Raw genomic sequence first — 20,688 nt, 5'->3', positions numbered from 1 at the left:
AAAGCAATAAATTTAGTAATCACTTCTTTGCTATTCTTTTTTGAACTGATCTAGAGCTTAAAAAAGAAATGAGATATTCTTGATTTTAATTTTAAAGCAATGTTGATGACATAAATATAAAATTCCTTTTTTTTATATGGCGAGACAATTAAATCTACTTTGGAATAGTCAAACTAACCGCCACTCCCCTTGGGTATAGCGTCAATCAGCATCTTTGTATATTCTTTTTGGGGATTGGCATACAAAGCATCTGCATCTGCAATTTCCTCTATTCTTCCCTGATTCATAACTAAGACCTGATCGCTCATGTATTTTACAACCGCCAAATCATGCGAAATAAAAACATAGGTGAACCCGAAGTTCTCTTTTAACTCGTTTAAAAGGTTTAAAACCTGTGCCTGTACAGATATATCCAATGCCGAAACGGATTCGTCACAAACGATTAATTTGGGCTGTAACGCTATCGTCCTAGCTATTCCGATACGCTGTCTTTGCCCGCCAGAAAATTCATGTGGATATCGATTAAAATACTCGGCTCCTAAACCTACCCTTTCGAGAATTTCAATCGTTTTGGCTTTTCTTTCTTTGTCATTTTTATGCAATCCATGTACTTTCATGGGTTCCATAATGGCTTTACCTATAGGAATCCGTGGATTTAACGAAGAGTAAGGATCTTGGAAAATAATTTGAATTTCCTTTCTCAATTTTTTGATTGCTGCGTTTCCAAGTTTAGTAATATCCTGACCCCTATATAATATTTGTCCTGAAGTCGCTTTGTCTAATTGCAAAATGGCATTCCCCAATGTCGATTTCCCACAACCGCTCTCTCCTACCAACCCTAATGTTTCGCCCTCATACAACTTAAAACTCACGTCATTCACCGCTTTAAATCCTGATTTTTTTCCAAAAAAACCCGCTGTAGAAAAATATTCTTTTTCTACATTAACTACCTCCAAAATAGGTGTCTGACTGTATAATTTATCGTGAAAACGACCTCTGTCTTCCTGAGTTACAACTTTAGAGTTAATCGTGTCATCCAAGAAGTCCTGAATAGTAGGTAATCTCTTCAAACGGAAATCCAGTGAAGGTCGCGAAGCGATCAAGGCTTTCGTATAATTATGTGCCGGATTTATAAAAATTTGTTTTACTTCCCCCTGCTCCACAATTTCCCCCTGATACATCACTAAAACCCGATGGGCAATCTCTGAAACCAGCGACAAATCATGTGAAATAAAAATAATACTCATTCCCGTTTCTTGCTGAATGTCTTTCAACAACTGGATAATTTCTTTTTGGACAGTAACGTCTAAGGCTGTTGTGGGTTCATCCGCAATCAACAATTGTGGTTTGCAAGCAATCGCCATAGCAATCATGACGCGTTGTTTTTGTCCCCCTGAAATCTCATGGGGATATTTATCGAATACTATTTCTGGATTAGGTAATTTTACTTTTTCGAAAAGCGAAAGTGTCTCAGTTCTGGTCTCTGCTTTGGATAACCCCGTGTGTTGCAACAAAATTTCCTGCACCTGAAAACCACACTTCAATGACGGGTTCAGTGAACTCATCGGTTCTTGGAAAATCATCGCGATTTGGTTTCCTCTGAGTTGTTGCAATTCTTTTTCGTTTAGATGCCCTACATTTTTACTGTCAAAAACAATCTCGCCTGCTGAAATTTTCGAAATATTGGCAGGCAACAAACCCATAATAGCTAGAGAGGAGACTGATTTCCCAGAACCGGATTCCCCTACAATTCCGAGGATTTCATTGTGTCTCAAATCATAACTGATGTTCTTGATAACAGCGGTATAAATCCCTTCTTTTTTGAATGAGATTTCGAGATTTTGAATGGAAAGTAGGGGCTTAGTCATAATGGTAAAAGTAAAAATTTAACCGTTTGAAATACATTTTTTTTTAAAAGACCCTCAATCGACGATATCACCGTCACAACAATTGCAGTAACCGCTTACTTTACGTTTATTTAAATTTTCCACAGCCATTTTTATTATACATGAATAATTTCGTCATCAATCAACAAGTCTTCTCTTCTCAGCCTGAGAAAAATCTGAGCAACGGCAATAGTGTCCTTTTCACAATAAGTTACAATCCGGTCAATATCTTTATCTACATAAAAAACATGTCCTACTTGACTGCCGTCAATATCGCCTTTAGGAGAAGGTATGCCAAGCACTTTGCACATTAATTTTAAAGAGGTGTAATGTTTATAGTCGCCAAACTTCCATAACTCCAAAGTATCCAGATGGGGGATTTCCCATGGTTTCTTGCCGAATAGATTCAGTTTATCAGGCAGTGCAATTTGGTTGATGATCATTCTTCTAGCCATAAACGGAATATCAAATTCTTTGGCATTATGTCCGCACAAAATATGTTGTGGTTGATTGAAGTGGTTGTTTAATAAATTATTGAAATCCTTCAGAATTTTCTTTTCGTCGCCAAAGAAGGAAGTAACTCGAAAGTTCCTTATATCTCCTTTAGTCACAAAATAACCAACAGAGATACAAACTATTTTTCCGAATTCTGCCCAGATTCCCGCTCGATCGTAAAAATCTTCTGGGGTATGTTCGTCTTTTCGTTGGTATTGGGTTTTATGCTCCCAAAGACCTTTCATTTCCGAATCCAGTTCATTATAATCAGCGGCTTCCGGAACGGTTTCTATATCAAGAAACAGGATATTATCCAGACGGATTTTTTCAATCATAGGTAGATAATTTTAAAATAAACTTTGTTGATTTGTTGGATTTTCATGTTCCAAAAGCCATTTTTTACGCCATAAACCTCCTGCATAACCGGTGAGCGAACCGTCTGTACCAATGACACGATGACAAGGAACAACAATCCAAAGTGGATTTTTTCCATTGGCGGAAGCTAAAGCCCTAATTGCTTTGACATCCCCTAATACTTTGGACTGTTCTAAATACGTTCTGGTCTTACCATATGGAATATCTAATAATGCTTTCCATACTTTTTGTTGGAATTCAGTTCCTTGAGGATTTATCTTAAAACTAAAGCTATGTCTTTTCCCTTCAAAGTATTCGTTGAGTTGAGCAACCGCTGCTTGTAAAACAGGGGTAATTGTAGTCGAAATAGTTCCTTCATCTGAAACAGAAATAGAGGAAATTCCGTTATTGTTTCCAGCAATTTGAGCTATTCCTAATGGAGTTTGAATATGAGCTATTTCCATTCCATAAATATAAAAAATATTCTTTAATATCCGCTTAAAAAAAACAAACTAGAAGATGAGAATCTTATAGGACGTTCACTCGACAGTGCTATAAATCAAAAACTTAATCGACAATGAAGACGGCATCTTTTCTGTTTTATCTTTAAAAATATGAAAATACAGTGTGGATCAAGGTAGCGCAGCTGACGATACAATTATTGTAATTTACTGTAAATATAAGCTTCTAAGCCTTTTAATTCTTCTTCAGACATGGCTTTTGTAATTACAAAATTTGTTTTCATCACTTCGTATTGACTCGGGTCTACTATTGGCGCAGCGTCCTCTACTAGGAATGCGATAATATTCCCGTTTTTAGCTTTGTAAATTGATGCTATGTCTTGTACACTAGGTCCAATCACTTTTTGATCTACTTGATGACAAGCCACACAATTCCCTTTACCATTAAAAAGAGACTCTCCTAATGCTACTGGGGTTCTCCTCTCTGCGGCCATTCCCTCATTAACACTTGCTTCAGGATTTTCAGTATCATTTACTTTTCCAATAGTATCCTCTCCCTTTCCTTTACACGAGAATGTTAGTAATACAATCGCAATAAAAATTATTTTTTTCATAATTTGTAGTGTTTAAATGTAAGGTTAACGTACTTATAAAATGATGCTTATCCCTTTTGTTTATTTAAAATCACAGCAGCTTCCTTTGCGAAATAAGTAGAAATTAAACTTGCTCCAGCACGTTTGATACACATTAATTGCTCCATCATAGTCTTATCATGGTCTAACCATCCTCTTTCGGCTGCGGCCTTAATCATGGCATATTCACCAGAAACATGAAATACCGTTACCGGCACATTTACTGCATTTTTTACTTCACGTACAATATCTAAATAAGCAATTCCGGGTTTTACCATAACCATATCTGCACCTTCTTCAACATCCCAAAGGGCTTCTTTGACGGCTTCAATACGATTAGCATAATCCATTTGATAGGTTTTTTTATCTTTTGGAATTTCTTTATTGTCAACTGGCGCACTGTCTAAGGCATCACGAAATGGTCCGTAAAAAGCCGAAGCATATTTAGCCGAATAGCTCATAATTCCCACATTATGGAATCCTGCAGCATCAAGTCCTTGGCGCAATCTCAAAACACGTCCGTCCATCATATCAGATGGCGCAACAAAATCGGCTCCAGCAGCTGCATGTGAAACAGCCATTTTTACCAAAGCATCATTTGTAGCATCGTTAGCTACATCTCCATTTTCTATAATACCGTCGTGACCATATATAGAATAAGGATCTAAGGCTACATCTGGCATGACGATCATTTCAGGACAAACCACTTTGATGGCACGAATAGCTTCTTGCATTAACCCGTCCTTATTCCAAGCTTCTTTTCCAGTATTGTCTTTAAGATTTTCGCTTACTTTTACATAAATGTTCACCGCACGAATGCCCAAAGCATAGATTTCTTTGATTTCTTCCAAGGTTAAATCAATCGATCGACGAAAGATTCCCGGCATCGACGCGATTTCTATTTTTACATTTTCTCCCTCTGCAATAAACATCGGAAACATAAAATCTGACGGACTTAAAGTGGTTTCACGAACAAGACTTCTCATGGATTCGTTAACGCGTAATCTTCTACCTCTGTGTAATGGGAACATATAATTTATGATTTTAGATTAACGATTGCTGATTTATGATTTAAAACAAATTGTTGAAGTCAGAAAATCTGAAATCAAAAATCGTTGCTCATCAATCTACAATCCATTTTATTGGCTCTTCTAATACTTTGACTAACTTTTCTTCTTCGCTTCCAGATTCCGGATGATGATCGTATACCCACTGTACATTTGGTGGTAAAGACATCAATATGCTTTCGATTCTGCCGTTGGTTTTTAGTCCAAATAAAGTACCTTTATCATGAACCAAATTGAATTCTACATAACGTCCACGACGTATTTCCTGCCATGTTTTATGTTCAGGCGTGTAAGCTAATCCTTTTCTCTTTTCTACTATTGGAACATACGCTTCGAGGAAACTATCTCCTACTTCACTAACAAAGTTAAACCAATCCTGCATACTTTGCTCTTCGTTTGCTTTGCAATAATCAAAAAATAACCCACCTACTCCACGTGCTTCATTCCGATGTGCGTTCCAAAAATAATTGTCACATTGTTTTTTATATTTTGTATAAAAATCCGGATTATGTTTATCACAGGCTATTTTGCAGGTTTGATGAAAGTGCGTTGCATCTTCTTCAAATAAATAATAAGGAGTCAGATCCTGTCCTCCACCAAACCATTGCTGAATTATATTTCCGTTCTCATCATACATTTCGAAATAGCGCCAATTGGCATGAACCGTTGGCACCATTGGGCTTTTTGGATGCAGAACTAAACTGAGTCCGCAGGCAAAAAAATCGGCTTCTCCTACATTAAATAATTTCTGCATAGCTTCCGGTAATTTACCATGCACCGCAGAAACATTTACTCCGCCTTTTTCAAAAACAGCTCCATTTTCGATAACGCGGGTTCTACCACCTCCACCTTCCAGACGTTCCCAAAGATCCTCCCGAAATTTAGCATGACCGTCGACAGCTTCTAATCCTGCGATAATTTGATCTTGAAGATTTTGTATGTATTTGTAGAATTGTTCTTTCATTTTAAATTTACTTTTGCAGAAGCTATTTTATTAAAAATTTCAAAAGAAAATGTTTTACTTCCGGATTGAATATGCTCGTAAATAGCAATTGCTTTGTCTGATAAATCAAATGAATTATCCTTTGAAAAAGCGATTAAAAAATCACCAAATTGCTCTTTTTGAGCCCAATCCATCTCCTGTTTATCCAATAACGAAATCAAGTCTTTTTCTTCAATTTGATTCAGAATATCGGTTGTCAATCCAAAATGGGTTAACTGATTATCAAGGAGACTTGTGTCTTCGATATTCCAAAATTTCGGAACAAAAGCCAAAGAAAGTAAAGTACTTAACATAGTGTCCATTTTCACTTTCTTTTCGTCTCGAAGTCCTTTATTCAGCATCTATTTCTGCTTGTATTCTTTCACCGCGTCGACAAATGCTTTAGCGTGATCCACCGGAATGTTTGGCAAAATACCGTGTCCGAGGTTTGCTATGTATTTGTCTTTCCCGAATTCGTCAATCATTTCATTTACCATTTTCTTAATCACCGGAATAGGTGACAATAATCTGGAAGGGTCAAAATTACCTTGTAAAGTAATATTTCCACCTGACAAATATCTTGCATTTCTTGGTGAGCAAGTCCAGTCCACTCCTAATGCAGAAGCGCGACTTTTTCCCATTTCGCCAAGGGCAAACCAACATCCTTTTCCAAAAACAATTACCGGAGCATCATCGGCCAAAGCTTCAATGATTTGGTTAATATATTTCCAAGAGAATTCTTGATAATCTACAGGAGATAACATTCCGCCCCAAGAGTCAAAGACTTGAACGGCATCTACGCCCGATTTTACTTTTTCTTTTAAATATAAAATAGTAGTATCAGTAATTTTTTGCAATAAAACATGAGCTGCTTCTGGATGTGAGAAACAAAACCCTTTCGCTTTATCAAAGCTTTTAGATCCTTGTCCTTCTACCGCATAACACATAATTGTCCATGGTGAACCTGCGAAACCAATTAACGGCACCTCATCATTCAACATTTCTTTTGTCAATTTAATAGCGTCAAAAACGTATCCTAAAGTTTCATGTACATCAGGAACAATTACTTTCTCTACATCCTGAATCGTACGAATCGGGTTTGGTAAAAACGGACCGAAATTTGGTTTCATCAATACTTCAATTCCCATTGCTTGCGGAATAACCAAGATGTCTGAAAATAAAATCGCTGCATCCGGAGCAATGCGGCGAATAGGCTGAACCGTGATTTCTGCTGCCAATTCTGGTGTTTGACAACGGGTAAAAAAATCATATTTATCACGCAAAGCGATAAATTCTGGTAAATATCTTCCAGCTTGACGCATCATCCAAACTGGCGGACGTTCAACAGTTTCTCCTTTTAATGCTCTTAAAAATAAGTCGTTCTTTAACATAATTCTATCTTTTTTATTCCCCACCGCAACGAGGTTATGGGATTTTTTAATTTTCAGCTGTAGGCTCTATAATTTCTTCCGGATTATAATATTGAATCACTTCAATAATTACGTCTTCGATTGTTGGTATTTCGGCAATTACAATGTTTTTAACTTTGTTTAATTCTAATGATTTTGCGGTGGTATTGCCTACACAAAAACAAATTTCATTTTTGATTTTGTTGTTTGTCAAATAACTTTCAACAGCAGATGGACTAAAAAACATTATTCCATCAAATTTTTCCTGTTCTGATATTTTGAAAGGTGCTAACGTAGTTTGATAAACTTCTATTTCATTAAATATAATCCCTTCGCTTTTTAATGCTTCTGGTAAGGTTTCCTTACGCAAATTTCCGCTTAAAAAAGTATAGCTTTCTTTGTTGTAAATTAAAGTAATTATCTCCGCTAATTCGGATGCATAATCCATATATACATCCACGGTAAAACCGTTCACTTCAAGTAACTCTTTTGTTTTAATTCCTACACAAAAGACACTTTTAGTTTTAAGAATTTCCCAACCGTTTTGTTCCAATAAACTTAAAACAGCATTTTGGCTACTGAAAATCAAATTATTATTGATTTTATTTAATTCAAAAAGGTTGTTTTTAATTTCGATAAAATCTTGTTCTAAGAGATCAAAATTAGCATCAAGAAATGCTTGCCTTTGTTCATCTGACAATGTTTTGGTTGATAAAATACTTGTTTGACTCATTATTTCTTCAATTTGTTTTTAATTTCTGTCATCAATTTTGTTCCGCCATTATTTAAAACTTCCTGAGCAGAAAAGAAACCTAATTTTTTCCATTCTTCAATAGGGACAACTTTATCCACTTCTATTTTTTCTTTTCCGTCAAGCGAAAATAAAACCCCTTGAAAATGAATCGTATCTTGCTCTTCGTTATAACGCGCTAAAGCTCCAATCGGTGCGGTACAACCACCTTCCAGAGTTTTTAGAAACTGGCGTTCGATATAAGTTACTATTTCGGTTTCAATATCATTTAACTGAGATAAAGCATCTAATGAAAACGCATCTTCCTGCATTGCGACAACCACCATTGCTCCTTGGGCGGGAGCGGGAATCATCCAATCTAAATTGATATAATTTTCAGGCTTTAAGTTGATTCTTTCCAAACCTGCCGCTGCAAAAACAGCTCCGCTCCAGTCGTTGTCATGCAATTTTTGCATTCTAGTATTTACGTTTCCACGTAAGTCAACTACTTTGTGCGTTGGATACTTATTTAGCCATTGCGCTTGACGGCGCAAACTTCCTGTAGCAATAGTTCCTGATTCGTTAAGAAAATCAAGATTGCCTTTATGTACTAAAATATCCAATGTTGTGGCTCTTTCCAGAACCGCAGCTTGAACAATTCCTGTGGGCAGTGCAGTGGGAACATCTTTCATGGAATGCACTGCAATATCTACCTGACCGTTAATCATGGCAATATCCAATGTTTTTGTAAATATTCCTGTGATTCCGAGTTCGTAAAGGGGTTTGTCAAGAATAATATCCCCTTGCGCTTTGACAGCTACAATTTCGGTTTTATACCCCAAATCGTTAAGCTTTTTTTCTACCGTATGTGCTTGCCATAAGGCCAGTTCGCTGTCGCGCGTTCCGATTCGTATAATTTTATCTGCCATTTTTATTATTTAAACCAGTAAGAAATTAAGATTAATTAAGGTTTTTATTTTACGGTAACGCCAATTTTGAAAACTTTTTCAATCCATTCGATGCTTTCATCTACCATGGTATCGTCATCTTTCAAATGGTTGGCAAAGTGTGTTGTTATTTTTTGGATTATTCTTGCACTGATAATTTCAGCCTGTTCTAGGTTAAAATCAGAAATTTTTCTGCTTTGAAAATCCAATTCCGAAGTTTTTATAGCATTCAATTTTTCTTTCAACGCATTAATCGTTGGCGCAAATTTTCTGCCTTTTGTCCAAGCAACAAACTCTTCTTTTATTTCTTCAATAATGGCTTCAGCTGCGGGAATGTGTTTTTTTCTGTTTTCTAATGTTTCGTCCGTTAGTTGGGACAAATAATCCATATGGATTAAAGTAACACCCTCTAATTCCTGCACGTCTTGATTCACATTTTTTGGAATGGATAAATCCAAAATCAACAAAGGTTTTTTTAGGTTCAAAATTGCTTTATCCACAGTAGGGTTTTGCGCGCCTGTTGCCACCACAACCACATCTGCTTTTTGTAATTCAAGATGTAATTCTGAATAATCTTTTACAATTAAGTTGAGTTTACCCGCTAATTTTTCCGCTTTATCCTTCGTCCTGTTGATTAGAGTAATGTGCTCGTTTTTGGTATGTTTTACCAAATTTTCACAGGTATTTCGACCAATTTTTCCTGTTCCGAACAATAGAATATTTTTGTTCCCAATGTCTTCGACGTTCTTGATAATATATTGAACGGAAGCAAAAGACACCGAAGTGGCTCCGGAACTTATTTCTGTATCTGTTTTAATTTTTTTACTCGCCTGAATTACCGCATTCACTAATCTTTCCATGAAATTACTGGCAAGACCTAACGATTTCGACTGGCTAAAACTGGTTCTTATTTGGGAAATAATTTCAAAATCACCAAGAATTTGGCTATCTAATCCTGTTCCCACTCGAAACATATGACTTATGGCCTCATGATTTTTATATACAAAACCAACTTTTTGGAATTCTTCAACACTGCCTTGACTGTTTTCACAAATCAATTTTATTAATTGAAAAGGGTGTTCTGCAAATCCGTAAATTTCAGTTCTGTTACAGGTCGAAGTCACGATTAAGCTTTCAATACCGTCATTTTTTGCTTGCTCAAGTAAACGTGTTTTAGCTAAAGCATCTAAGCTAAATCTTCCTCTAATCTCCGCATCTGCTTTTTTATAGCTTAATCCAACAGAGTAAAAATAGAGGTGCTTTGATAAGTTGTTATTTTCCATATAAATACTTTTCCAAAAAGTGGTACAAAATTATCACTAAAGACTTTATAAAAGTAACGCTAGAAGTACTTTTTGTATCGCTGTATGTTTTTTTATTTCTAATCGTCTGTTTTAATGTAAAAACACCTATTTTTGCAGTGAAATCAAGTTATAACGCTTTACTAATTTAGAGTCGTTCTAAACTAAAGAAGTTTGTAATCGTTATCTTTTAAATTAAAAAATATCGCTATGAGTTCTCAAGAAATTATAAAAATCGAAGATGACTTTACCTTAATTCGTTTTCAGAATGACAGCACAGAATCCTTTAATGCCCAACGTGAAGTCAGCAGTGGCTTGATTCAGTTTCATTTTGGATTAAAAGGAAGTGCTAAATTTATATTCAATCAAGGGAATTACGCCTTGGAATTGAAAGAAGAAAAATCCCTACTTTTATACAATCCTCAAAAGGAGTTGCCCCTAAATCTCGAACTAGCTCCGAATTCATGGGTGATTTCGGTAATCATCTCCATCAAGAAATTTCACGCTCTATTTTCAACAGAAGCAGATTATATTACTTTTTTAAGTGGAGACAATAAAGATAAAAAATATTATAACGACGGAAATATAAGTCCGTCGATGGCAATTGTGCTGTCGCAATTATTTCATTACAGTTTGCATCCTTCGATAAAAAACTTATATTACAAAGGAAAAGGCTATGAGTTATTGAGTTTATATTTCAACAGAACAGAAGACCCCAATGCAGAACAATGCCCGTTTTTGATCGATGAAGACAATGTGATGAAGATTAGAAAAGCCAAAGAAATCATCATTGCTAATATGGCTGAACCACCAGGTTTGCAGGAATTAGCGGACGAAATAGGATTGAATTTAAAGAAACTAAAAATGGGTTTCAAACAAATTTATGGCGATACTGTTTATGGATTTCTATTTGATTACAAAATGGATTTCGCCCGAAAATTACTTGACAGTGGATCTTATAACGTAAATGAGGTAGGACTAAAAATAGGATACAGCACAGGAAGTCATTTCATCGCCGCATTCAAAAAGAAATTTGCTACTACGCCAAAAAAATACTTGATGTCAATAAATCCGAATACGTAATCAATCATTGCTTTTACGTATTAAACAATAAATAAAAAATAGTTAATCGTATTTTATAGAAAAACTACTTTGACTACTTTTACGATAAAATTACTCATTCTTCAAGTTCGATCATTTTTAACAGAACGACTGAAGCAATAATAACAAAAAAAATATTTTATGAAAGGTGTATTATTAGTCAATTTAGGTTCTCCCGAAAGTCCAACAGCAAAAGATGTAAAGCCATATTTAGATCAGTTTTTAATGGATAAATATGTAATTGATGTTCCATTTTTGTTGAGAGCCTTATTAGTTCGAGGAATAATTTTACAAACAAGACCTAAAAAATCAGCTGCTGCTTATGCAAAAATATGGTGGGACGAAGGTTCTCCTTTGGTAGTTATTTCTAAAAGAATGCACAAAAAAGTAGAGAAATTAGTCGATATTCCTGTTTCCCTTTCTATGCGTTATGGAAATCCATCCATGCTATCCGGCCTTCAAGAGCTACACGATAAAGGGGTTAATGAAGTGCTTCTTTTTCCTTTGTATCCTCAGCACGCAATGGCTTCGACAACCACCATTTTAGAACTGGCAGAAGAATTGCGCAAAAAGCACTTCCCAGAAATGAAATTTACAATCGTTCCTGCATTTTATAACAAGCCAGATTACTTGCAAAACCTAGCTGATTCAATAAAAGGACATTTAGAAGGTTACGACTATGACCACTTATTATTCTCATATCACGGGGTTCCAGAGCGCCACATCCGCAAGACTGATATAACCAAGTCACATTGTAAAATTGATGGCTCTTGCTGTAATACCCCATCGCCAGCACATGAGTTTTGTTACCGTCATCAATGTTATGAAACAACAAAGCAAGTTGCCAAAATCTTAGGTATACCGGAAGGGAAATACAGCCAAACATTTCAGTCGCGATTAGCTGGAGACAAATGGTTAACTCCGTACACAGATGTCGAAGTTAACAAAATGCCTAAAAAAGGAATTAAAAAACTCGCTGTTGTTACTCCCGCTTTCGTATCTGACTGTCTAGAAACATTAGAAGAAATTGCAATGGAAGCCGGCCACGAATTCAAAGAGAACGGAGGCGAGGAGTTTTTGGCAATCCCTTGTTTGAACGATAGTGACGCTTGGTGTAAAACCGTAAGCAATTGGATCAGTGAGTGGGCAATTGTTGAAAAAAGCATTGCGTAAATGGCAGTTTCAGCCGAGGAACTAGGAACCGAAGACATTAAAAAACTCTTGATAAAACAAGCGGTTCCAGCATCTATAGGGATTTTATTCATGTCCGTCAATATTCTTATTGATACTATATTTGTCGGACAATGGATCGGTTCTCTTGCTATTGCGGCTGTAACGGTGGTCTTACCGATAACGTTCCTGATTTCATCATTAGGTATGGCTATCGGTGTGGGCGGCGGTTCAGTTCTTTCTAGGGCTTTGGGTGCAAAAGACCCTGAAAAAGCGAAAACTACTTTTGCCAATCAAATTATGATGACCTTTATTTTGGCATCACTTTTTGTAGTACTAGGCATTTTTTTCAGCACTAAAATGTTACTGCTTTTTGGCGCTAAAGGGGCTATTATGAAACCTGCGAACGAATTCTTCTCCCCAATCATTATTTCAGTACCTTTCCTGGCCCTTTGCATGATGGGAAATAATATTATAAGGGCGGAAGGCAAAGCTAAATTTGCTATGGTCGCCATGATAATTCCCGCTTTTGTAAATATTATTTTAGATATTGTTTTTATAAAAGTAATGGAATTAGGGATGTTTGGAGCTGCTTTAGCCACGGCCATTTCCTATTTTATGTGCTTCCTTTTTGTCCTTTGGTTCTTTGTTTATAAAAGCGAATTACAACTAAAAGCGAGACATTTTAAATTACATATACCCATAATAAAAGAAATTACAGAGCTGAGTTTTGTTACTTTTTCAAGACAAGGAGTAATAGGTATCCTGGCAATTATCCTCAACCATACTTTATACTCATACGGGGGGGAACATTCAATTGCCGTTTACGGAATAATCAGTAGAATGTTGATGTTTGCCTTATTTCCTATTCTTGGAATCACACAAGGGTTTATCCCAATTGCCGGTTATAATTATGGAGCTCAAAATTATGAAAGAGTAAAGGAGAGTATTCAAATATCAATAAAATATGCGGCTCTACTAGCATCGTTAATTTTTGTTGTTATTCTCTATTATGCCACCCCTATAGTAGCTATTTTCACTACCGACTCAAAAGTTATTGCCGAAACACCAGATGCCTTGCGTTGGGTATTTGCCGCTTCTCCTATTATCGCCATCCAGTTAATTGGAGCTGCTTATTTTCAAGCAGCGGGAAATGCTAAGAAAGCGTTGTTGCTGACTCTTAGTAAGCAAGGCTTTTTCTTAATTCCATTAGTACTCCTACTACCTAATTTTTTCGGCATTTTTGGAGTCTGGGTCGCCTTCCCTATTGCGGATGTACTGTCAACCCTACTAACGGGTTATTTCCTAAAAAAAGAGATTACCACAAAATTGATTAAAACTGCCGCTGAGCCATTATAAGAATCTTATCTTTACAATTCATTACTTAAATTTCGGTGGTACGACGTGCGAAACTGTAAACAATCGGATCAGTAAAAGAGTGGCTCTCGAAAAAAAAATTAATGGCAATAACTGACGAAGAACTAGGCACGACAGACATAAAAAAACTACTAATAAAGCAGGCAGCGCCTGCCTCTATAGGGATTTTGTTCATGTCACTAAATATCCTTGTTGACACCATTTTTGTAGGACAATGGATCGGTCCACTCGCTATCGCAGTCGTAACAGTAGTTTTTCCAATAACGTTCCTAATTTCATCATTGGGAATGGCTGTAGGTGTGGGGGGTGGTTCAGTTCTTTCGCGCGCTTTAGGTGCGAAAAACCGTGCAAAAGCAAAACTTACTTTTGCCAATCAAATTATGATGACCTTCCTTTTAGCATCCATTTTTGTGATTTTAGGATTCTTTTTTAGTAGGGAGTTGTTGCTTTTTTATGGAGCCAAAGGAGATATTATGGCACCCGCTACTATATTCCTATCACCTATTATAGTTTCAGTGCCATTCCTTGCCCTTAGCATGATGGGAAATAACATTATTAGAGCAGAAGGACAAGCCACATATGCAATGGTATCGATGATTATTCCAGCTCTTGTAAATATTGCATTGGATGTTGTATTTATAAAACTAATGGATTTAGGGATGTTTGGAGCTGCTTTAGCCACGGCCATTTCCTATTTTACGTGTTTTCTTTTTATTCTTTGGTACTTTATATATAAAACCGAGTTAAAAATGCAAGCGAAAGATTTTAAATTCCATATACCAATTATCAAAGAAATCACCTCACTTAGCTTTGTCTCTTTTTCTAGACAAGGTGTAGTAAGCATTTTAGCCATCATTCTCAATCATACTTTATACTCATATGGTGGAGAAAATTCTATTATTGTTTACGGGATCATCAGTAAGACACTAATCTTTGCACTCTTCCCCGTTCTTGGAATAACGCAAGGATTTATTCCAATTGCCGGTTATAATTATGGAGCTGAAAAATATGACAGGGTAAAAGAAAGCATACAAATTTCAATTAAATACGCAGCGCTATTAGCATCATTGGTTTTTATACTTATACTGTATTACGCTGCCCCCATCATTGCCATTTTCACTACTAATGAAAACATAATTGCAGAAGCAGCAAGCGCGTTGCGTTGGGTATTTGCCGCTTCTCCAGTAATAGCAGTGCAATTAATTGGAGCTGCTTATTTTCAAGCAGCGGGAAAGGCTAAAAAGGCGTTATTACTAACACTAAGCAAACAAGGCTTTTTCTTAATTCCATTAGTACTCATACTACCGAATTTTTTCGGTATTTTTGGGGTGTGGGTTGCCTTCCCTATTGCTGATGTATTATCAACATTACTAACAGCTTATTTTCTAAAAAAAGAAATGAATACAAAATTGATTAAAACTGCCGATGGACTATTATAACTACCTCAAATCCCTACACCTCATCTTTGTAATTACATGGTTTGCAGGTTTATTTTATATTGTACGCTTGTTTGTGTACCAAATTGAAGCTGCCCAAAAACCATCGCCAGAAAAAGAAATTTTACAAGCGCAGTATAAAATAATGACTTACCGCTTATGGTATATTATAACATGGCCTTCTGCTATATTGGCAAGTATTTTTGCGTATTGGATGCTGTTTTTTACTGACCTAGGTAAAGCTTGGCTACAAATGCCTTGGATGCATGTAAAACTTGGTTTTGTATTTGCATTGTATTTATACCACGGGAAATGCCAACAATTTTTCAATCAATTGCAAAACGACCAAATTAAACACACTACTAACTTTATGCGCTTATGGAATGAAGGAGCTACCATCATTCTTTTTGCGGTAGTCTTTTTAGTTATTCTTAAAAATGCCGTCAATTGGATTTACGGAGTTATTGGAATTTTTATATTCGCACTTACAATCATGTTAGGTTTTAAGTTTTACAAAAGGATACGAGAAAAAAGTAATTAGCATCTAGTTATTAGTAATTAGTATTAATGCTATGAACTACTCACTATTCACTACTCACTAATAACTAAGAAATGCTAAAAGACTTCAAATTATCGATGCTTTCATTACGAATTCGGATTTTTCTTTCGATGATCGTACTGATAATCGTAGCATCTATTTTGTTAGCTTCAATCTCAATTATCCAGTTTAAAAACGAGGCCAAAGAATACCACCAGGAACGACTGGAAAGGAAAGAAAACGCGGTGAGGGAACATATTAATTACGTTCTTTCGACCACGACTTATCCTTTAACAACTGAAAACCTAGATTTAATCTTTAAGGATAAGATTCATGAACTGGCGCACATTCATAATATTGAAATAAATATTTATAGTCTCGACGGGGAGCTGTTAAAATCCTCAAAAGAATCCTTTTCCGTTGATAAGGTTTCGCCACCTATTCCAAAATACATATTAAAACTAGTCCGTTCTTCGATAGAAAAACGATATGTAGAGATTAAAACTGTAAACAATGTTAAAAACAGGTCTTCTTTTACCCAAATAAAAGACGACAAATTCAAACCATTAGGTGTTTTGAACTTACCGTATCTAGAGGATGACAATTTTTATGAAAAGGAACTGCACAGTTTTTTAATTCGTCTAGGACAAGTCTATTCTTTCATGTTAATTGTGGCATTTGCTCTAGCTTATTTTCTATCCTCTTACATTACCAAGTCCTTGAAAACAATTTCAGACAGGATCAACGAAACCAGTTTGAACCAAAAAAATAAAAAAATAGTATTAGAGGCGAGCAGCAAAGAAATAAACTTACTAATCAAATCGTATAATCGAATGGTGGAAGAACTCGAGATAAGTGCCGTGAAGTTAGCTCAAAGCGAAAGAGAAGAAGCTTGGCGCGAAATGGCGAAACAGGTAGCACATGAGATTAAAAACCCTTTGACACCAATGCGTCTCACCGTGCAAAGCTTCGAAAGAAAATTTAATCCTGAAGACCCAGAGATTATACAAAAAATGAAAGATTACTCGGAAACGTTGATTCAGCAAATTGACACCATGAATGCTGTTGCATCCGCTTTTTCAAATTTTGCCTCGATGCCGGCCCAACAAAACGAAACGCTAAATGTAGTGGAAGTAGTCGAACTTGCATTAGATATTTTCAATGAAGAGCATGTAGTCTTTGAAAGTGAATCCCCTGAAATTATTTCTAAAATAGACCGAACGCAACTGATCCGAATCATCACCAATTTGGTTAAAAATGCCATTCAATCTATACCCGAACAACAGGAAAATAAAATTGTTTTTGTAACGGTTAAAAAGGACCTCAACAATGTATTAATCATCGTTGAAGACAATGGAATCGGCATTAAGCCCGAAGACATCAGTCGTATTTTCGAACCTAAATTCACCACTAAAAATAGCGGAATGGGATTAGGATTAGGTATTATCAAGAATATCATTGAAAATTATAAAGGAACAATTATATTTGATACAGAATATGGAAAAGGAACACGATTTACAGTGTCACTTCCAATAATTAACTCTTAAATCACTAAAATGAGCTACAATAACATTCTAGTTGCAAAAGAAAACAGCATTGCAACCATAACTATAAACCGCCCTACGAAACTTAATGCGCTAAATACAGAGACCATCCAGGAACTGCATAAAGCTTTTCAAGAATTGGAACAAAATCCTGAAACCCGAGTGGTTATTTTAACCGGGAGCGGCGAAAAAGCTTTTGTGGCGGGAGCTGATATTGCCGAATTTGCCGACTTTTCAGTTGAAGAAGGCGTTCAATTGGCAGCACAAGGGCAAGACATCTTATTTAATTTCGTCGAAAACCTAAAAACACCGGTAATTGCGGCCGTCAACGGTTTTGCGCTTGGCGGCGGACTGGAATTGGCAATGGCATGCCACTTCAGAATCGCCTCCGACAATGCTAAAATGGGCTTACCAGAAGTGTCTTTAGGGGTTATTCCGGGTTATGGCGGAACGCAACGTTTGCCGCAATTAATTGGCAAAGGACGCGCTATGGAAATGATAATGACTGCAGGAATGGTAACTTCAGATGATGCCTACAGAATGGGGTTGGTGAACCACGTAGTTCCGCAAGCGGAATTAATGGATTTCTGCAAAGGAATTGCCCAAAAAATCATGAGAAACTCACCTTTAGCGATAAGCAGTGCCATCAAGTCCATCAACTCTAATTATAAGGATGGAGAAAACGGATTTGAAACAGAAATCAAATCCTTTGGTAAATGTTTTGCCACCGAAGATTTCAAGGAAGGGACAACTGCCTTTTTGGAGAAAAGAAAAGCCGTTTTTACGGGAGAATAAACCATTTTATTTTCATTCAAACACTATTAACTGGAGATTCTACGATTTTACAATCATAGCGTCTGCAGTTATTTTTTTTTAACAAACCAATACCGTTCATCCATAAAGGAAATTTTTTCTTTATTATTCGGCTATTTTCACTTACAAAACCTAATTTTGCAAACTTAAGTCCGGAAATAATTAAACAACTAAAAAATCATCATTATGTCTTTTCAACCTGTATTCGTTCAATTTTGGGAAAAAGTAAAAGAAAGTATCCAAAACGGTACTTATGCCAAATTAACTTTAGCGAAGACCATTGGTGATACAGAGTTGAAAAACATCTATGTACGCCCTGTATTACTAGAAAATGATGTTTTTAGTCTTTCCCTTAGTGCTAAGTACAAAATGGAGGAAATAGAAAGTTTTCATACGCTTGACGAAGCCTTTATAGTATTAGCTCCTTATATGAACAACCCGTTTTTGACTGCCCTTTTATTCACGACGGAAAACGACATCACCTTCAAACTCAACAAAAAAAGAGTGGGAACCATCATAGAACAGCCACCTACGTTTAAAAATGCTTCAGATGTGATTATCGAAATGAAAGAAAAAGGAATTTCGATTTAATATTTTTGATTAATGATTGCTGATTTTTCATTTAAAATTAGCAATCCAAAAAAAATCTGAAATCGTTAATCCGTAATCAAAAATCTTACTTCTCCCCATCCCATTCCGCATAAAATTGCGCAATAAATGTTTCCATAAAACGGTGTCTTTCCAATGCAATTTGTTTGCCGGTTGGCGTATTCATTTTATCTTTCAGAAGCAACAGCTTTTCATAAAAATGATTAAACGTTGGCGACTCACTATTTTTATATTCCTCTTTTGTCATTTTTAAATTCGGAGCGATATTAGGGTCATAAAGCGCCCTGTTTTTGAATCCTCCATAATTGAACGTCCGAGCGATTCCAATAGCTCCAAGCGCGTCTAAACGATCTGCATCCTGAACGATATCTAACTCGACAGAAGAGAATTTTTTTTCGAAATTACCGCCCTTATAGGAAATGTTTTCGATGATTTTAATCACATGGCTTACAATTTCTTCTTCAACACCTTCTGATTCCAAGAAAGCTCTTGCTGTTTCTGGCCCGATAGCTTCGTCTCCATTATTGAATTTGCTATCCGCTATATCATGAAGCAACGCGCCCAATTTTACAACTGTTTCATTACAAACTTCGTGCTTTGCAATCGATAATGCATTTTTATAGACTCTTTCGATATGAAACCAATCGTGGCCGCCTTCGGCATTTTTCAATTTTTCCTTGACGAAAGTAATTGTTTTGCTAATGATATCTGTGTTGTTCATCTTTTATAATTTTATAAAAAAATGTTGATTCTTAAAGTGATTACACTTCAAAAATCAACATCTGTATTTTATTTTAATGGTGATCCCAAAATTCCAAAATCAACATTCATTGTTCTTCAATCTGAAACCTACAATCTTGCCGGTTCTACCCATTTAAAAATATGGGACTCTTGAGGAATAGTCATTCTTTCAGAAATCCGTGTCATTCTAGCCGGTAATTTCATCAAGTAATCACGCGCTTTCTCCGCTTCATCAGTCAATCCGGTAATTTTATCAATTTCCCATCTAGCCATCAATTTTTGCATGATATCAATATAATCCGCAGCAGTGTAGACTCCGATGCGTTGTGCTGAATCTGAAAACTGTTCGAATGCCGAACTTATTTTCTCCCCTGATTCTCTCAAGAAATGTGCGGGCATTACAATTTTTTGCTTCATCATGTATTGAAAAGCAATCATCATCTCACTAGGATCCACCTTGAAAATAGCACTTACAAACTCAGAATAAGCATGATGATGACGCATCTCGTCGCCAGCAATCATCTTACACATCTTAGAAAGTTTATTATCTCCATATTTCTTGGCCATTTGTGCCACTCGATTATGAGAAACATAAGTCGCAAGCTCCTGAAAACTCGTGTATACAAAGTTTTTATATGGATCTCTTCCTGTTCCAATGTCGAAACCGTCACTGATAAGGTGTTGGGTTGTTATTTCAATCTCACGCATATTCACACGCCCAGACAAATACAGGTATTTATTTAATAAATCACCATGACGATTTTCCTCACCCGTCCATTGTCTGATCCATTTAGACCAACCGTTTCTTTCTACATTATCTATTCCTTCTACATCCATCAACCAAGATTCATAGGTAGGAAGGGCTTCTTCCGTAATGGTGTCCCCAACTAAGGTTACCCAAAAATCATAAGGTAAATCCTTTGCTATTTCTCGCAACTCCTTTACTTCTTCAAAAAAGGTATCACCCTCTGAGTTTGGTAAAAAATCAGCAGGTTGCCATATTTTTTCAACAGGTATTAAATATTGATCAACATAGCTATCAACGTTTTTTTCCAAAAACTGCATAACTTCTAATCGAACGTTTTTTATTGACAT

21 protein-coding genes are annotated in these 20,688 nt (G+C 36.1%); 8 read left to right on the top strand and 13 right to left on the bottom strand.

Translation table 11 applies throughout. The features are described from left to right. Window positions 1-173 precede the first annotated feature (173 nt). From CXF59_RS12985 to hemA, 11 genes are all read right to left on the bottom strand, one after another. Window positions 174-1,868, bottom strand: coding sequence for an ABC transporter ATP-binding protein (locus CXF59_RS12985; RefSeq protein ID WP_101138175.1), 1,695 nt, complete (start codon window positions 1,866-1,868; stop codon window positions 174-176). 134 nt (window positions 1,869-2,002) lie between these two features. Continuing rightward, on the bottom strand, window positions 2,003-2,716 hold the full coding sequence (locus tag CXF59_RS12980) for a 3'-5' exonuclease (RefSeq protein WP_101138174.1): 714 nt from the start codon (window positions 2,714-2,716) through the stop codon (window positions 2,003-2,005). A gap of 12 nt (window positions 2,717-2,728) precedes the next feature. Beyond that, window positions 2,729-3,199, bottom strand: coding sequence for a methylated-DNA--[protein]-cysteine S-methyltransferase (locus CXF59_RS12975; RefSeq protein WP_101138173.1), 471 nt, complete (start codon window positions 3,197-3,199; stop codon window positions 2,729-2,731). A gap of 194 nt (window positions 3,200-3,393) precedes the next feature. Then, window positions 3,394-3,810, bottom strand: coding sequence for a c-type cytochrome (locus CXF59_RS12970; RefSeq protein WP_101138172.1), 417 nt, complete (start codon window positions 3,808-3,810; stop codon window positions 3,394-3,396). A 47-nt stretch (window positions 3,811-3,857) separates the two neighbouring features. Further along, window positions 3,858-4,859, bottom strand: coding sequence for a porphobilinogen synthase (gene hemB, locus CXF59_RS12965; protein WP_101138171.1), 1,002 nt, complete (start codon window positions 4,857-4,859; stop codon window positions 3,858-3,860). 91 nt (window positions 4,860-4,950) lie between these two features. After that, the gene (gene hemF / locus CXF59_RS12960) at window positions 4,951-5,859 is read right to left on the bottom strand and encodes an oxygen-dependent coproporphyrinogen oxidase (RefSeq protein ID WP_101138170.1); all 909 of its coding nucleotides are present in this window, start codon (window positions 5,857-5,859) and stop codon (window positions 4,951-4,953) included. Continuing rightward, window positions 5,856-6,239, bottom strand: coding sequence for a hypothetical protein (locus CXF59_RS12955; RefSeq protein ID WP_101138169.1), 384 nt, complete (start codon window positions 6,237-6,239; stop codon window positions 5,856-5,858). Before CXF59_RS12955 ends, hemF begins: the two co-directional genes overlap by 4 nt. Continuing rightward, window positions 6,240-7,268, bottom strand: coding sequence for a uroporphyrinogen decarboxylase (gene hemE, locus CXF59_RS12950; protein WP_101138168.1), 1,029 nt, complete (start codon window positions 7,266-7,268; stop codon window positions 6,240-6,242). Window positions 7,269-7,314: 46 nt separating this feature from the next. Continuing rightward, the gene (locus CXF59_RS12945; protein WP_101138167.1) at window positions 7,315-8,019 is read right to left on the bottom strand and encodes a uroporphyrinogen-III synthase; all 705 of its coding nucleotides are present in this window, start codon (window positions 8,017-8,019) and stop codon (window positions 7,315-7,317) included. Then, entirely contained in the window at window positions 8,019-8,945 is a 927-nt protein-coding gene (hemC, locus tag CXF59_RS12940; RefSeq protein WP_101138166.1) for a hydroxymethylbilane synthase, read from the bottom strand. Before hemC ends, CXF59_RS12945 begins: the two co-directional genes overlap by 1 nt. Before the next feature lie 44 nt (window positions 8,946-8,989). Beyond that, complete coding sequence (gene hemA, locus CXF59_RS12935) at window positions 8,990-10,246, bottom strand: glutamyl-tRNA reductase (RefSeq protein ID WP_101138165.1); 1,257 nt, start codon at window positions 10,244-10,246, stop codon at window positions 8,990-8,992. A 228-nt stretch (window positions 10,247-10,474) separates the two neighbouring features. On the opposite strand from hemA, the gene CXF59_RS12930 reads away from it, so the two are divergent. From CXF59_RS12930 to CXF59_RS12895, 8 genes are all read left to right on the top strand, one after another. Beyond that, window positions 10,475-11,347, top strand: a complete 873-nt coding sequence (locus CXF59_RS12930) for an AraC family transcriptional regulator (RefSeq protein WP_101138164.1) — start codon at window positions 10,475-10,477, stop codon at window positions 11,345-11,347. A 159-nt stretch (window positions 11,348-11,506) separates the two neighbouring features. Then, complete coding sequence (gene hemH, locus CXF59_RS12925; protein WP_101138163.1) at window positions 11,507-12,538, top strand: ferrochelatase; 1,032 nt, start codon at window positions 11,507-11,509, stop codon at window positions 12,536-12,538. Continuing rightward, window positions 12,539-13,894, top strand: coding sequence for an MATE family efflux transporter (locus tag CXF59_RS12920; RefSeq protein ID WP_101138162.1), 1,356 nt, complete (start codon window positions 12,539-12,541; stop codon window positions 13,892-13,894). Between the two features lie 101 nt (window positions 13,895-13,995). Beyond that, a complete protein-coding gene (locus tag CXF59_RS12915; protein WP_101138161.1) occupies window positions 13,996-15,351 on the top strand; it encodes an MATE family efflux transporter in 1,356 nt (451 codons plus the stop codon). Beyond that, the gene (locus CXF59_RS12910) at window positions 15,338-15,889 is read left to right on the top strand and encodes a CopD family protein (protein ID WP_101138160.1); all 552 of its coding nucleotides are present in this window, start codon (window positions 15,338-15,340) and stop codon (window positions 15,887-15,889) included. The genes CXF59_RS12915 and CXF59_RS12910 overlap by 14 nt, the downstream gene beginning before the upstream one ends. Window positions 15,890-16,017: 128 nt before the next feature. Next, window positions 16,018-17,433: an ATP-binding protein gene (locus CXF59_RS12905; protein WP_101138159.1), complete on the top strand. Its 1,416-nt coding sequence runs from the start codon at window positions 16,018-16,020 to the stop codon at window positions 17,431-17,433. Between the two features lie 9 nt (window positions 17,434-17,442). Then, window positions 17,443-18,225: an enoyl-CoA hydratase/isomerase family protein gene (locus CXF59_RS12900; RefSeq protein WP_101138158.1), complete on the top strand. Its 783-nt coding sequence runs from the start codon at window positions 17,443-17,445 to the stop codon at window positions 18,223-18,225. 204 nt (window positions 18,226-18,429) lie between these two features. Continuing rightward, entirely contained in the window at window positions 18,430-18,834 is a 405-nt protein-coding gene (locus CXF59_RS12895) for a hypothetical protein (protein ID WP_101138157.1), read from the top strand. A gap of 85 nt (window positions 18,835-18,919) precedes the next feature. Here the strand turns inward: CXF59_RS12895 and CXF59_RS12890 are convergent, their stop codons facing one another. Further along, the gene (locus CXF59_RS12890; RefSeq protein ID WP_101138156.1) at window positions 18,920-19,573 is read right to left on the bottom strand and encodes an HD domain-containing protein; all 654 of its coding nucleotides are present in this window, start codon (window positions 19,571-19,573) and stop codon (window positions 18,920-18,922) included. Window positions 19,574-19,701: 128 nt separating this feature from the next. Continuing rightward, complete coding sequence (locus tag CXF59_RS12885; RefSeq protein ID WP_101138155.1) at window positions 19,702-20,688, bottom strand: acyl-ACP desaturase; 987 nt, start codon at window positions 20,686-20,688, stop codon at window positions 19,702-19,704.

Source organism: Flavobacterium sp. ALD4 (assembly GCF_002836475.1).
In the GTDB taxonomy this organism is placed as follows: Bacteria; Bacteroidota; Bacteroidia; order Flavobacteriales; family Flavobacteriaceae; genus Flavobacterium.
The sequence above is the reverse complement of the archived record's forward strand: the minus strand, read 5'-3'. Positions and strand labels throughout refer to the sequence as shown.

Excerpts from the sequence above, each read along its gene's own strand:
- CXF59_RS12985 (WP_101138175.1), bottom strand. The coding sequence starts at position 1,868 with ATGACTAAGCCCCTACTTTCCATTCAAAATCTCGAAATCTCATTCAAA.
- CXF59_RS12980 (WP_101138174.1), bottom strand. The coding sequence starts at position 2,716 with ATGATTGAAAAAATCCGTCTGGATAATATCCTGTTTCTTGATATAGAA.
- CXF59_RS12975 (WP_101138173.1), bottom strand. The coding sequence starts at position 3,199 with ATGGAAATAGCTCATATTCAAACTCCATTAGGAATAGCTCAAATTGCT.
- CXF59_RS12970 (WP_101138172.1), bottom strand. The coding sequence starts at position 3,810 with ATGAAAAAAATAATTTTTATTGCGATTGTATTACTAACATTCTCGTGT.
- hemB (WP_101138171.1), bottom strand. The coding sequence starts at position 4,859 with ATGTTCCCATTACACAGAGGTAGAAGATTACGCGTTAACGAATCCATG.
- hemF (WP_101138170.1), bottom strand. The coding sequence starts at position 5,859 with ATGAAAGAACAATTCTACAAATACATACAAAATCTTCAAGATCAAATT.
- CXF59_RS12955 (WP_101138169.1), bottom strand. The coding sequence starts at position 6,239 with ATGCTGAATAAAGGACTTCGAGACGAAAAGAAAGTGAAAATGGACACT.
- hemE (WP_101138168.1), bottom strand. The coding sequence starts at position 7,268 with ATGTTAAAGAACGACTTATTTTTAAGAGCATTAAAAGGAGAAACTGTT.
- CXF59_RS12945 (WP_101138167.1), bottom strand. The coding sequence starts at position 8,019 with ATGAGTCAAACAAGTATTTTATCAACCAAAACATTGTCAGATGAACAA.
- hemC (WP_101138166.1), bottom strand. The coding sequence starts at position 8,945 with ATGGCAGATAAAATTATACGAATCGGAACGCGCGACAGCGAACTGGCC.
- hemA (WP_101138165.1), bottom strand. The coding sequence starts at position 10,246 with ATGGAAAATAACAACTTATCAAAGCACCTCTATTTTTACTCTGTTGGA.
- CXF59_RS12930 (WP_101138164.1), top strand. The coding sequence starts at position 10,475 with ATGAGTTCTCAAGAAATTATAAAAATCGAAGATGACTTTACCTTAATT.
- hemH (WP_101138163.1), top strand. The coding sequence starts at position 11,507 with ATGAAAGGTGTATTATTAGTCAATTTAGGTTCTCCCGAAAGTCCAACA.
- CXF59_RS12920 (WP_101138162.1), top strand. The coding sequence starts at position 12,539 with ATGGCAGTTTCAGCCGAGGAACTAGGAACCGAAGACATTAAAAAACTC.
- CXF59_RS12915 (WP_101138161.1), top strand. The coding sequence starts at position 13,996 with ATGGCAATAACTGACGAAGAACTAGGCACGACAGACATAAAAAAACTA.
- CXF59_RS12910 (WP_101138160.1), top strand. The coding sequence starts at position 15,338 with ATGGACTATTATAACTACCTCAAATCCCTACACCTCATCTTTGTAATT.
- CXF59_RS12905 (WP_101138159.1), top strand. The coding sequence starts at position 16,018 with ATGATCGTACTGATAATCGTAGCATCTATTTTGTTAGCTTCAATCTCA.
- CXF59_RS12900 (WP_101138158.1), top strand. The coding sequence starts at position 17,443 with ATGAGCTACAATAACATTCTAGTTGCAAAAGAAAACAGCATTGCAACC.
- CXF59_RS12895 (WP_101138157.1), top strand. The coding sequence starts at position 18,430 with ATGTCTTTTCAACCTGTATTCGTTCAATTTTGGGAAAAAGTAAAAGAA.
- CXF59_RS12890 (WP_101138156.1), bottom strand. The coding sequence starts at position 19,573 with ATGAACAACACAGATATCATTAGCAAAACAATTACTTTCGTCAAGGAA.
- CXF59_RS12885 (WP_101138155.1), bottom strand. The coding sequence starts at position 20,688 with ATGTCAATAAAAAACGTTCGATTAGAAGTTATGCAGTTTTTGGAAAAA.